This window comes from Actinopolymorpha sp. NPDC004070 (assembly GCF_040610475.1).
Classification (GTDB): Bacteria; Actinomycetota; Actinomycetes; order Propionibacteriales; family Actinopolymorphaceae; genus Actinopolymorpha.
The window spans coordinates 59,973-72,871 of the sequence record NZ_JBEXMJ010000007.1 but is presented as its reverse complement, the minus strand read 5'-3'; the positions used below and the strand labels follow the sequence as shown (position 1 = coordinate 72,871).

Here is a 12,899-nt window from a genome sequence, read left to right as displayed (position 1 = left end):
TCAGGCGGCGTCCTCGTACTGTCCGTTCAGGCCGGAACGGTCAGGATGGAGGAGATGTCCGTCCTGGTAGTGGTTGGCGTCCTCTTCGGGCGTGGGTGTGCTCGGAGTACGGGCGAAGACCGCGACGAGCGCCATGACTACCAGCGCCAGCGTGGTTATCGCCAGCAGCGAGCCGATGAGAGCAATCACATGGTGAGAGTCCCCTCCCCCGGTCCGACGAAAACCCTTCCGCCCGACCGAAATCCGGTTCGGGCACGACGGAATCCTCAGCAGGGGTGGGTGAGATCCCTTACGTGGTTGACGAATCGGCCGATCCGCCCGGCATGCACCACTCGCGGGCGGCGGATCCTTGCGTCAGAGAAGGAGAAATCCGGCATCCGCTGTCAGGTCAGCGCACGCGTGAGCGCGTCGGCGCAGGCCCGGGTTGACAGTGGACCGCCGAAGAACCACGTCCTCGCCCCGAGCCGGTGCACCCGGCCCTCGGCCGCGAAGGCCAGCCCCCGCCAGTCCGGCCCGTCGGTCATGGCGCCGGTGAAGATGTCGTTGCGCGGGTCGGCCAGGTAGAGGAAGTCCGCCGAGGACACCTGGCCGAGGTCGGCCGGACCGACCGTCGACAGGCCGTACTGGTCCGGCTCCCCCCGCCAGTCGTTCTGCAGGCCCAGCCGGTTCACCAGATCACCTGCCAGCGAGGTCCGGCCGAACATCCGGATCGTGGGCACACCCTCCGCGGAGTAACCCTGGGCGAGCGCCACCGGCAGGTTCGCCGCACCCGCGGCGGCCAGCTTCAACCGGTTCCGTGCGATCGCCTCGTCCAGCCCGCGCAGGACCCAGGCGGCCTGGTCGTCACGGCCGACCGCCCGGGCCACCGCCACGAACGTCGTCCGCATCTCGTCCCAGGCGGACATGTCGGACCGGTACGGGTCGAACACCAGCACCGGCGCAATGCGGCGCATCTGCGCCACCAGGGCGTTGGTCTCGTCCTTGCCGATCAGGATGAGGTCGGGCCGCAGGGCCCGTACGACCGTCGGGTCGGGCTGCTGGCGCGGCCCGACCTCGACCGTGGTGCGGTCCAGCCGGGGACCCCCACCGACCCAGGCCGCGTAGCCGGCCCTGTCCGCCACGCCGACCGGACGGACACCGACCGCCAGCAGGTCCTCGGCGTACGTCCAGTCCAGCGCCACCACCCGGCGGGCGGGTGCCTTCAGCCGCACCGCACCGTTCACGTCGGAGACGGTCACCGGTTTCGGCGCGGCAACCCGGGCCGCCCGAGCAGCCCGGGCACGCGCGGCCGCGGACGCCGGGCTCGCGGAGGCGCTCACGGTCGCGGACACACTCGGAGTCGCCGAGGGACCCGAGGAAGTCGAGATGCCCGGTGCCGGCGACCCCCCACCGGAACAGGCCACCAGTCCGGCGGCGGGCAGTACGGCGAGCAGTACGCCGGCCAGGGCGGCGCGGACACGTCGTACGGAAGCGGGACTCACCGGGCTCGCCTCTTTCGGTAGTGCCACCGGTCGGGACTCACCGATTCGCTTACCCGCCGACGAAGATCACCGACCGGCTCCGGGCTGACCGGCCCTACGCGGACTCCGCCTCGCGCATCCGCTGACTGATCACCGCCGACACGCCGTCGCCGCGCATCGACACGCCGTACAGCGCGTCCGCGACCTCCATCGTTCGCTTCTGGTGGGTGACGACGAGCAGCTGGCTGTTCTCCCGCAGCTCCTCGTAGATCTCCAGCAGCCGGCCGAGGTTGGTGTCGTCCAGCGCCGCCTCCACCTCGTCGAGGAGGTAGAACGGGCTGGGCCGGGCCTTGAACAACGCGACCAGGAACGCCACCGCGACCAGCGAGCGTTCGCCGCCGGACAGCAGCGAGAGGCGCTTGACCTTCTTGCCCGGCGGGCGGGCCTCGACCTCGATGCCGGTGGTGAGCATGTCGTCGGGGTTGGTCAGGACGAGTCGCCCGTCCCCACCCGGGAAGAGCCGGTCGAACACCTGCTCGAACTGCTTCTCCACGTCGCGGTAGGCGGCGGTGAACACCTGCTCGACGCGCTCGTCGACCTCCCGGACGATCTCCATCAGGTCCTTGCGGGTGGCGCGGAGGTCCTCCAGCTGGCGGGACAGGAACGTGTGGCGTTCCTCCATCGCCGCGAACTCCTCCAGCGCGAGCGGGTTGACCTTTCCCAGCAGGTTCAGCTGCCGCTCGGCGGCCTTGAGCCGCTTGGTCTGCTCGGCCCGGTCGTAGGGCCGCGGCTCACCCTGCGCCTCCTCACCCGGTGCGGGCTGGGACGGCGGGACGGGCACCTCCGGGCCGTACTCGCGGGCGAGGGTCTCCGGGTCGACGCCGAGCTCCTCGATGGCGCGGGTCTCCAGCTGCTCGATCCGCAGCCGCTGCTCGGCCCGCGCCATCTCGTCGCGGTGCACCGAGTCGGTCAGCTCGTCCAGCTCCCCGGCCAGGGCGCGGACCTTCTGCCGGACGGTGTTGATCTGCGCCTCGCGGGCGGTGCGGGCCTGCTCGGCCTCCTGGCGCTCCCGCCCGGCCTCGGCCAGCGAGCCGTCCAGGCGGGTGAGGACCTGTCGTACGGCGGAAAGAACGGCGGTGGCGACCTGGGCCTCGCGGGCACGGCGTTCGCGGCGCACCCGGGCGCGTTCGCGGGCCGCGCGCTCCTCGCGGGCCGCCCGCTCGAGGGAGTCTGCCCGGCCGGACATCGCCCGGCCGCGTTCCTCGGCGGTACGGAGCCCGAGGCGGGCCTCCATCTCACGCTGACGGGCGTCGCGGCACACCTCGGCGAGCCGGTCGCGTTCGTCGGTGGAGGGCTCCTCGTCCGGGCTGTCCTCGGCGGTGGACAGCCGCTCCTGCAGCTCGCCCAGCCCGCTCTGGTCGCGGACGACGGCCTGCCGGGCCTCCTCGATGGCGGTGCCGAGCCGCTCGGCCTCTGCCTGCGCCGACCGGGCCGCCGAGCCGAGCTGGCCCAGGCGTTCGGCTACAGCGGCGAGCTCGGCGTCGGACTCGTGCAGCCGGCCGAGCGCCTGCTCCGCGGTGGCGGCGGCGGCCTTGCGGCGCTCCTCCGCCTCGGTGCGCTCGGCCCGCAGCCGCTCGGCGCGGGCGCTCGCCTCGCGCAGTCGCTCGGTGGCGTCGTCGACGGCGGCCTGGACCTCCAGCAGGCTGGGCTGGGCCGACGAACCGCCGTACGCGGTGTGGGCGCCCAGCAGGTCGCCCTCGCGGGTCACGGCCATCACGTCCGGCTGGTCGGCGACCAGCGCCCGGGCCGCCGCGAGGTCGTCGACCACGGCGACCCTGGCCAGCAGCCGGACCAGTGCGGGAAGCACCTGCGCCGGCGCGCTGGCCACGTCGACGGCGTAGCGGGCACCCGGAGGCAGCGCCGGCCAGTCCGACGGCGCGCCCTCGGCGCCCGGTCCGGCACCGCCGACCAGCAGCCCGGCCCGGCCCAGATCCTCGGTACGCAGGTGGTGCAGCGCGGCCACGGCCGAGTCGACCGACTCCACCGCCACCGCGTCGGCAGCCCGGCCCAGCGCGCCGGCGACGGCCGCCTCGTAGCCGGGCTCCACCGACAGCAGGGCGGCGACCGAGCCGAGCTGTCCGGACACGCGTTCGGTGGCGGCGAGCAGCTCGGCGGCGCCGTCCTTGCGGGCCAGGCCCAGCTCCAGCGCCTCCTTGCGGGCGGCCAGCGCGGCCCGCTCGCGTTCGGCCTCCTGCTGGTCCTGGCGCAGCGTCACGAGTTGTTCCTCGAGCGCCTCCAGGGCGGCCTGGGCGGTTTCGTACTCCGCGTCCAGACCGCGTTCGCCGGCGTCCAGGCTCGCCACCTGGCTCTCCACCGCGACGAACTCCTCCTGCGCCTGCTCCGCGCGCTCGCTCGCCTCGGCGCGGGCGGCGGTGAGCCGCTCCACCTCGGCCTCGCGGGCCTCCAGCCGGCTGCGGACGGAGTTGACCTGGCCGGTGAGCCGGGCCAGGCCCTCGCGCCGGTCGGCGGCGGCCCGGGACAGCGCGGCGATCCGGCGTTCCTCCTCCGCCAGCGCGCGCTCTGAGGCCTGCCGGTGTCCGACCGCCTGGTCCAGCGCCTCGCGGTGGGACTCGGTCTCCGCGGCGATTGCCTCCTCCTCGGCCCGCACCCGGCGGGCCTCCTCCTCCAGCTGATCGGGGTCGCGCCCGGGGCGTTCCTCCTCGCGGGCCTCGGCGAGATGGCGGCTGCGTTCGGCGGCCAGTCCGGCGGTGCCGCCCAGCCGTTCCTTCAGGCTGGACAGGCGGTACCACGTCTCCTGTGCCCGGGCCACCCGCGGCGCGTCGGCCCGCAGGCTCTCCTCCAGCTCGGCCTCCTGCGCCTGGGCGACGCTCAGCTCGCGCTCGACAGCGGCGCGGCGCTCGCGTACGGCGGACTCGTCGGCCACCTCCTGGGCGAGCGTCGTGGTGAGCTGGACGAGATCGTCGGCGAGCAGCCGCAACCGGGCGTCGCGCGCGTCGGCCTGGATCACCGCGGCCTTGCGGGCCGCCTCGGCCTGTTTGCCCAACGGCCGCAGCGCACGCCGGATCTCGGACAGAAGGTCCTGCAGCCGGGTGAGGTTTCCCTCGGTGGCGTCCAGCTTCCGCAGCGCCTTCTCCTTGCGCTTGCGGTGCTTGAGGACGCCGGCCGCCTCCTCGACGAAGCCGCGCCGGTCCTCCGGGGTCGCGTGCAGGATCGAGTCGAGCCGGCCCTGTCCGACGATGACGTGCATCTCCCGGCCGATGCCGGAGTCGGAGAGGAGTTCCTGGACGTCGAGGAGCCGGGAGGTGCGGCCGTTGATGCTGTACTCCGAGCCGCCGTTGCGGAACATCATCCGGCTGATGGTGACCTCGGCGTAGTCGATCGGCAGAGCGCCGTCGCTGTTGTCGATGGTGAGGATCACCTCGGCCCGGCCCAGCGGGGCCCGCCCGGACGTGCCGGCGAAGATGACGTCCTCCATCTTGCCGCCGCGCAGGCTCTTGACCCCCTGCTCACCCATCACCCAGGCGATCGCGTCCACGACGTTGCTCTTGCCCGAGCCGTTCGGGCCGACCACGCAGGTGATGCCGGGCTCGAAGTGCAGGGTCGTCGAGGACGCGAACGACTTGAACCCACGGAGCGTCAGGCTCTTGAGGTACAACGCGCGCTCTCCTCGGTGCTTCCGGGGCCGGCCGGGACTCGATCGTCCGGGACGCCGGCCTTTGCGTGGTCTGGGCACTGTTCCGGGTGTGGCGGCCGTAGGGGCCGGTGGGGACCTGCGCCCGACGATACCGGGGGCGAGTGCCGGAGCCGTTCGCGACGCGGCCGGGAAAACGTCGTCGGAAACGTTCCAGGCACAACAAAACGGGACGCCTCAGATGAGGCGTCCCGTTCCATCTCGGTCCTTCGAGGCTGGTCCACTCAGTGAGACCGGATCTCCCTCAGGTCAACGCGGGCTCGTGCCTGGCGTCGATGGTGAGCAGTTGGTCTTCGTGCACCAATGCGGAGAGGGAGTCGTTTTCTGCCTGAAGACGCATGACATGCGCCTCCAGCTCCGATACTCGCTTTTGCAGACGTCGCACCTCGGAGACCAGACGGGGGTCGGGGCCACCAACGTGGCCGAGGAGCGCTTTCGCCATATGGGGTCCTCCACGCTGAGTGACCTAAGGTTTGGGTCGCAATGTCGCAGCACTCAAGTGGGGCAGGGAGCGCGGCGGTGTTTCTAGAATCTCACCAGAGGGCCATGCCGTCAAGGTGACCGCACCGCGACCCACTGTAGTCAAGTGATCGCACTCCCCACTTGTCGGGCAATATCGCCCTCGGACGGCGAGCCGGCCGAAGTGGTGGCATCTTGTGCATGACAGCTCAGATCCCTTGCATACAAGGAAAACCGCCTCGAGTATCTGCGGCGCTGATTGTCCGGCGTATCACCATCGGCCGCGACGCGGACGGGGCTGGCACTTCGGGCACGTGAAGGATGACCGATTCATGAAGGGATCCCGCCGCACGGCGTTTCCGCAACGTTCACAGGGCTCGCCTTCCCTGCCGTACACAGAAAGCGAACGCGCGAAGTAACCGCTTTCACCGTTGACGTTGATGTACATGCTGTCGAACGACGTGCCACCGGCGGCCAGAGCGGCGTTCATCACCGTGCGGACTTCTGCCAACAGCGTCCGCGCCTCCGCCCGGCGCAGCGTGTCGGTCGCCCGGGCGTAGTGCAGCCGGGCCCGCCACAACGCCTCGTCGGCGTAGATGTTGCCCACGCCCGAGATCAGCCGCTGGTCGAGCAAGGCGCGCTTGACACCGGTACGCCGGCGGCGCAGCGCGGCGACGAACTCGTCGTCGGCGAACTCGGGATCGATCGGATCCCGGGCGATGTGTGAGATCTCGGCCGGCAGCTCCGCGCCGCCGGGACTGATCGACAGGCCGCCGAACATCCGCTGGTCGACGAACCGCAGCTCCCACGTCGGCTGGTCGGTGAACGTGAATCTCACCCGCAGATGGGGTTCGTCCGGGCGCTCGGTGGGTACGACGACGAACTGGCCGCTCATTCCCAGATGAGCCAGCAAGGCGTCACTGCTGTCCAGCGGAAGCCACAGATACTTCCCGCGCCGCCGGGCCCCCACGATGCGGTGCCCGAGGAGCTGGTCGGCGAAGTCCTGAGGGCCGGCCAGGTGCCGGCGTACCGGCCGGGGATGACCGACCGCCACAGTGGCGATCGCGTGCCCGACGACCAGCTTCTCGATCCCCGCGCGGACGACCTCGACCTCGGGCAACTCCGGCATGCCCGGTCCCCTCGCTCAGGCCGGAGCGGCACCCGCGGTGCCGCCGGCCGACCGGTCGGCGGAGCCGTCGGTGCTCTCACCCAGCATGGTGCGGATCGCCGTCCAGGCCGCCTCGGCAGCCTGCTGCTCGGCTTCCTTCTTGCTGCGGCCGGTGCCGACGCCGTAGTCGGTGCCACCGACCACCACGTGGGCGGTGAACACCTTCTCGTGGTCGGGGCCGCGTTCCTCCACGACGTACTCCGGCACGCCCAGCGAGGCACGTGCCGTGAGCTCCTGCAGGCTGGTCTTCCAGTCCAGACCGGCGCCCAGCCGGGCCGACGCCTCCAGCAGCGGGTCGAAAAGCCGGTGGACGAACTCCTGCGCCAGCGGGAACCCGCCGGCGAGGTAGACCGCGCCGATGACCGCCTCGACCGCGTCGCCCAGGATCGACGACTTGTCCCGGCCGCCGGTGGTCTCCTCACCGCGGCCGAGACGGAGGTACTTGCCCAGGTCGAGCCGGCGGGCGACGTCGGCGAGTGCCCGCATGTTGACCACCGCCGCCCGCAGCTTCGCGAGCTGTCCCTCGGACAGGTCGGGATGCGTGCGGAACAGCGCGTCGGTGATCACCAGGCCGAGCACCGCGTCGCCCAGGAACTCCAGGCGCTCGTTGGTCGGCAGGCCGCCGTTCTCGTAGGCGTACGACCGGTGCGTCAGCGCGCGTTCGAGCAACGCGTCGTCCAGCACCAGACCAAGCTTGGTGTTCAGCTCGGCGTACGCCACTGTCCCCCCGAGGCGATCCACTGACTCAGACCGAAACTCAGACGTCGAGAACCTGACGGCGCCCCGCACGAGGACCGTACTGTCCACACTGCGGGCACGCACGGTGCGGCAGGTGCGAGGCCCGGCACGCGGGGTTGGCGCACACGACCAGCTGCGGGGCCGACGCCTTCCACTGCGCCCGCCGGCTGCGGGTGTTGCTCCGCGAAACCCTCCGCTTGGGAACGGCCACGCCACTACTCCTTTACCTCGGGCCGTCGGGGCGAACCCGCGACCTCGTCCGTGTCGTTCTGGTCGTCCGGCACGACCGTGGCCAGCGCCGCCCATCGAGGGTCGATCGCCGCCTCGTGCTGGTGGTCAGGGTCGTCTGCCAGGCGCGCGCCGCACTGCGGACACAACCCCGGACAGTCGTCACTGCACACCGGTTGGTACGGCAACGCGAGCACAACCGCGTCACGCACCACCGGCTCGAGGTCGAGCAGGTCGCCCTCGAGCCGACTGGCCTCGTCTTCCTCGATCTCGCTCTCCGGGAAGGCGTACAGCTCCTGGAAGTCGACGTCGAGCTGTTGCTCGAGCGGCTCCAGGCAGCGCACGCACTCACCGGTCAGCAGCACCCGCGCCGTGCCGGACGCGAGCACCCCCTCCATCACCGACTCCAGCCGCAGAGCGAGCTCAATGTCGGAGCCTTCGGAGACGCCGAGGACGTCGATGCCGAGTCCAGCCGGTGCGGGCACCGAACGCTGGAGCTTACGTTGTGCCCCCGGGCGGCGGCCGAGCTCGCGAGTGTCGAACACGAGCGGCGCCTGAGGGTCGACGGTGCTCAAGGCGTCCTTGCTTTCTGGGTCGCAGGGCTGGATTCGGCCTCGATCGAGACCGGCTATCGAGGGTACCCGATGGGACGGTGATGCACTCAACGCGGCCCGGGCGCTCGCTCCCCGTGTCCGTCCGGGGAGCGTACGGGACGCGGGACGCCCACCGGGGCGAACCCGGACCAAGCGGGGCGTACTACCCGAAAGGTACTACCCGAAACGGGCGGGATCAGTCCGCTCGCTCACCGGGCAGCGGGGGCCCGTCAGGGTCGCCGCCGGCGAAGGAGTCGTCCAGGCCGCTGCGGTCGCGCAGCCGCTCCCGGCCGCGGGTCACCGAGTCCAGCGTCCTGCGCAGGGACTGCTCGAACTTGCCGAGCTTGGCCTCGACGTACTCGTCGACCTCCGCGGGCGACTTCGGGCCGTCGCCGCCCCGGCGGGCGTTCGGGTCCCGGCCGCGCAGCTCCTCCCGGCCTAGGGCCACCGAGGTCAGCGTCTTCTGCAGGGCGATCTCGAACCCGGCCAGCTTGCCGTCGATGTAGTCGTCGACCTCACGGCGCAGCCCCTCCGCCTCCTCCTGAGCCTTGGCGGTCAGCTCGTCGGCGGCGGCGCGGGCCTCGCGATGGATGTCGGTGCGTTCGACGAGCTCGGCACGCTCGCGGCGGGCCTCCGCGACCAGCCGGTCGGCCTCGGCCCGCCCCTCGGCGACGATCGCGTCCCGCTCGGCGGCCACCTTGCGGGCCGTCTCGAACTCCTCCGGGAACATCCGCTGCGCCTCGTCGAGCCCGGCGAGCAACTCCGTCCGGTTGACCAGGCACGACGCGGACAGCGGCACCGACCGGGCGCTCTGCACCATCCGGCGGAGCTCGTCGAGCTTGTGCTGCACGTCCACGATCTGTCCTTTCCGATGCGGCCCCTGCCGAGTCGGCGACGGGGATTCGGGCGACGTCGCCCTTCGGCCCGGGGGCCGGCTAGGCCTGGGTTTCACCGAGCCGAGCGGTGAGCCGGCTCAGGACGTGCTCGGGCACCAGACCCGAGACGTCGCCACCGTACGTCGCGACCTCCTTGACCAGACTCGACGAGAGGAAAGAGTACTCGGGACTGGTGGGGACGAAGACGGTCTCGACGCCGGTGAGCCGGAGGTTCATCTGCGCCATCTGCAGCTCGTAGTCGAAGTCGCCGACGGCCCGCAGCCCCTTCACGATCGCCTGGATGCCGTGCTCGCGGCAGAAGTCGACCAGCAGCCCGTCGAACACGGCGACACGCACCTCGGCGAGGTCCTTGGTGACCTCCCGGATCAGCTCGACCCGCTCGTCCACGCTGAACAACCCCGCCTTGCGCGGGTTGGCGCCGACCGCGACGACCAGGTCGTCGAAGAGCCGGGCCGCGCGCACGATGATGTCCAGGTGACCGTTGGTCACCGGATCGAACGACCCCGGACACACCGCGCGGTGCACTGGCGCCTCCCCTGCCCTGTTGCCGTGCTGTGGCCGTCTGTTGCTGCCCCGTCGCCGTCGTCGAGAGGTGCTACCCCTCGGCGGCACCGTCCCCGTCGATGGTGCCCTCCCCGCCCGCGGCGTGACCGTACCAAAGAGCCGTGTCGCCGTACTTCCGCATGCGGTCGGCGGAAAACCCGGGCGGCCACGGAAACGCGGCGGACCGTGCGGACCGCTCCACCACGACCACCGCGTCGGGAGCAAGCCAGCCGTTGCCGGCGAGGTCACGCAGGACGGCGGCCACCGCGGCGTCGGACAGGGAGTACGGCGGGTCGACGTAGACCACCTCGAACGCCTCCGGCTCCGGTGGCGGGGCGCCGACGACGCGTTCGACCCGGCCGACCAGCAGGTTGCCCCCGGGCAGGCCCACCTTGCGGAGGTTGTCCCGGATCACCCCGACCGCTCGCCGGGCCACCTCGACCAGCACAACGGCGGACGCACCGCGGGAGAGCGCCTCGATCCCGACGGCGCCGCTGCCGGCGTACAGGTCCAGGAACCGCAGTCCCTCCAGCGAGCCCAGCTCGGAGCTGAGCGAGGCGAACAGCGACTCGCGTACGCGATCCGAGGTCGGCCGGGTGTCCTTCCCGTCGGGCACGCTCAGCCGGCGCCCGCGGGCCTCTCCTGCGACGATGCGGCTCATCGCCGCCATCCTCTCGCACGCCGGGCACCGCCCCGGGATCAGCCCGCCCCACCCGGCGGGCCGGACGGTCCGGCGAGGCCGGGGCCGTCGCGCGACGCCGGGCCGGTCAGCGGCTCAGGTCTTCTCGAGGTAGTCGGCTCGGTCGTCGTCGTACAGCGCCGCCACCGCCTCCGCCAGCGCCGGCTCACCGCGCAGCCCGGGGTCGGTAGCGACGACCTCGGCGGCGTCGGTGCGGGCCTGGGCGATCACCTTCTCGTCCCGGATCACGGCGAGCATCCGCAGGCTCGACCGCCGGCCTGACTGGTCGGCGCCGAGGACGTCCCCCTCCCGGCGGTGCTCGAGGTCGATCCGGCTGAGCTCGAACCCGTCGGTGGTCGAGGCCACCGCGTCCATCCGGGCTCGCGCCGGTGACCCTTCGGCCGCTCCGGTCACCAGCAGGCACAACCCGGGGTGGCCGCCGCGGCCGACCCGGCCCCTCAGCTGGTGCAGTTGGGAGACCCCGAACCAGTCGGCGTCCATCACCACCATCGTGGACGCGTTGGGTACGTCGACACCGACCTCGATCACCGTGGTGGCGACGAGGACGTCGATCTCGCCCGCGGCGAATCTGCGCATCACCGCGTCCTTGGCGTCCGAGGGCTGCCGGCCGTGCAGCAGCTCGACCCGCAGCCCGGCGAGCGGCCCCTCGGCCAGCTCGGCGGCCAGCGCCACCACCGCGGTCATCTCCCGCGTGCCGTCGGCCTCGGCGTCGACCGGACGGTCGGAGGTGTCGGTGTCCTCGCCACCGGCGCCACCCGCGCCCTCGTCGTCGCCGATCCGCGGGCAGACGACGTACACCTGCCGCCCGGCCCCGACCTCCTGGCGCACCCGGCGCCACACGTGGTCGATCCAGTCGGGCTTCTCCGCCAGCGGGACGACGTTGGTCTGGATCGGCGCGCGTCCGCTCGGCAGCTCGCTGAGCGTGGAGACCTCCAGGTCGCCGAACACGGTCATGGCGACCGTGCGCGGGATCGGGGTCGCGGTCATCACCAGCACGTGCGGCGGAACACCGCCGGCCTTCCCGGTGAGCGCGGCGCGTTGCTCGACGCCGAACCGGTGCTGCTCGTCGACCACCACCAGCCCGAGATCGGCGAACTGCACCTTGTCCTCCAGCAGCGCATGCGTACCCACGACCACCCCCGCCTCGCCGGAGGCCACCTCCAGCAGCGCCTTGCGGCGGGCGGCGGTGCCCTGCCCACCGGTCAGCAGCGCCACCCGGGTGCCGTCGTCGGCACCGCCGATGAACCCGCGCTCGGCGAGAGGGCCGAGCAGGGCCGTGATGGAGCGGTAGTGCTGCTGGGCGAGCACCTCGGTGGGCGCGAGCAGCGCCGCCTGGCCACCCGCGTCGACCACGGTGAGCATGGCCCGCAGCGCGCAGACCGTCTTGCCGCTGCCCACCTCACCCTGCAGGAGCCGCTGCATCGGGTGGTCGCGGGCCAGGTCGGCCTCGATGTCGGCCCCGACCGCGCGCTGGCCGTCGGTGAGCGCGAACGGCAGCCTGGCCTCGAACGCCGCGCGCAGGCCGCCCTCCTCGGCGACCCGGGGACGCGCGGCCAGCTGCCGGGCGGCCGACCGGCGCCGGGCCAGCTCGGTCTGCAGGACGAACGCCTCCTCGAACCGGAACCGCTTCCGGGCGGCCTCGACGTCGGCGAAGGACTCCGGCCGGTGCACGGCCTCGAACGCCTCCCGCAGGCCGAGCAGGCCGCGGCGCTCGCGCACCCGCGCGGGTATCGGGTCGGGCACCTCGCCCAGCGCGTCCAGCACGCTGCGCACGATCTGGGCGATGCTCCAGGTCGCGGCCTTGGCGGTGGAGGGGTAGATCGGCATCAGCGCACCGGTGAACTCCTCCACGATCGACTCGGCGTCGAAGAAGTCACCGCCCCGGTCGCCGAACAGTACGAAGTGGGGGTGGCTGAGCTGCATGGCGCCGTGGTAGGAGTCGACCTTGCCGGCGAAGAGTCCGCGCATCCCCTGCTGCAGCTGGTTGGCCCGCCACCTCTGGTTGAAGAAGGTCAGTTTCAGCTCGCCCGAACCGTCGGTCACCACGACCTCGACGAGGTTGCCCCGGCGGTTCTTCATCGACCGGGACGTCACCGACTTGATCTCGGCCTGGACGGTGACCTCCTCGCCCTTGCTGAGCCCACGGAGGTTGGTGAGCTCACCCCGCTGGACGTAGCGCCGGGGGTAATGTCGCAGCAGATCACCGAGGGTCGCGAGCTCCAGCCGATCGCGCATCGCCTTCAGCACTTCGGCCTTCGCGAACCCCGACAACGGCATGCCCAGCTCGGCCTTCTCCGGAAGCCGCAGGAGCTTCGCCATCACACCTCCACGGTCGTTGCCGTCGAGGCTAGCGGGCGGCACCCCCACCGGGCCGGTTGGCGCTTTCGTGTGGGCGTCGGATA

12 protein-coding genes are annotated in these 12,899 nt (G+C 72.0%); all 12 read right to left on the bottom strand.

The genetic code is table 11. The features are described 5' to 3' along the window. The gene (locus tag ABZV93_RS14420) at positions 1-189 is read right to left on the bottom strand and encodes a hypothetical protein (RefSeq protein WP_354935013.1); all 189 of its coding nucleotides are present in this window, start codon (positions 187-189) and stop codon (positions 1-3) included. Positions 190-383: 194 nt separating this feature from the next. Beyond that, positions 384-1,481 carry an iron-siderophore ABC transporter substrate-binding protein gene (locus ABZV93_RS14415; protein WP_354935010.1) on the bottom strand — a complete coding sequence of 366 codons (1,098 nt, stop codon included), beginning with the start codon at positions 1,479-1,481 and terminating at the stop codon, positions 384-386. 94 nt (positions 1,482-1,575) lie between these two features. Beyond that, complete coding sequence (smc, locus tag ABZV93_RS14410; protein WP_354935007.1) at positions 1,576-5,136, bottom strand: chromosome segregation protein SMC; 3,561 nt, start codon at positions 5,134-5,136, stop codon at positions 1,576-1,578. 280 nt (positions 5,137-5,416) lie between these two features. Then, positions 5,417-5,614, bottom strand: coding sequence for a hypothetical protein (locus ABZV93_RS14405; RefSeq protein WP_354935004.1), 198 nt, complete (start codon positions 5,612-5,614; stop codon positions 5,417-5,419). A 288-nt stretch (positions 5,615-5,902) separates the two neighbouring features. After that, positions 5,903-6,760, bottom strand: coding sequence for a bifunctional DNA-formamidopyrimidine glycosylase/DNA-(apurinic or apyrimidinic site) lyase (gene mutM, locus ABZV93_RS14400; protein WP_354935001.1), 858 nt, complete (start codon positions 6,758-6,760; stop codon positions 5,903-5,905). Between the two features lie 15 nt (positions 6,761-6,775). Further along, complete coding sequence (rnc, locus tag ABZV93_RS14395; protein WP_354934998.1) at positions 6,776-7,540, bottom strand: ribonuclease III; 765 nt, start codon at positions 7,538-7,540, stop codon at positions 6,776-6,778. A 16-nt stretch (positions 7,541-7,556) separates the two neighbouring features. Further along, on the bottom strand, positions 7,557-7,748 hold the full coding sequence (gene rpmF, locus ABZV93_RS14390; protein ID WP_092656213.1) for a 50S ribosomal protein L32: 192 nt from the start codon (positions 7,746-7,748) through the stop codon (positions 7,557-7,559). 4 nt (positions 7,749-7,752) lie between these two features. Then, positions 7,753-8,310, bottom strand: a complete 558-nt coding sequence (locus tag ABZV93_RS14385; protein WP_354935660.1) for a DUF177 domain-containing protein — start codon at positions 8,308-8,310, stop codon at positions 7,753-7,755. Between the two features lie 244 nt (positions 8,311-8,554). Further along, positions 8,555-9,214 carry a hypothetical protein gene (locus tag ABZV93_RS14380; RefSeq protein WP_354934995.1) on the bottom strand — a complete coding sequence of 220 codons (660 nt, stop codon included), beginning with the start codon at positions 9,212-9,214 and terminating at the stop codon, positions 8,555-8,557. 79 nt (positions 9,215-9,293) lie between these two features. Further along, positions 9,294-9,779, bottom strand: coding sequence for a pantetheine-phosphate adenylyltransferase (gene coaD, locus ABZV93_RS14375; RefSeq protein WP_354934992.1), 486 nt, complete (start codon positions 9,777-9,779; stop codon positions 9,294-9,296). Positions 9,780-9,849: 70 nt separating this feature from the next. Further along, positions 9,850-10,458, bottom strand: coding sequence for a 16S rRNA (guanine(966)-N(2))-methyltransferase RsmD (rsmD, locus tag ABZV93_RS14370; protein ID WP_354934990.1), 609 nt, complete (start codon positions 10,456-10,458; stop codon positions 9,850-9,852). A 114-nt stretch (positions 10,459-10,572) separates the two neighbouring features. Beyond that, positions 10,573-12,774, bottom strand: coding sequence for an ATP-dependent DNA helicase RecG (gene recG / locus ABZV93_RS14365; RefSeq protein WP_354935657.1), 2,202 nt, complete (start codon positions 12,772-12,774; stop codon positions 10,573-10,575). Positions 12,775-12,899: the final 125 nt, after the last annotated feature.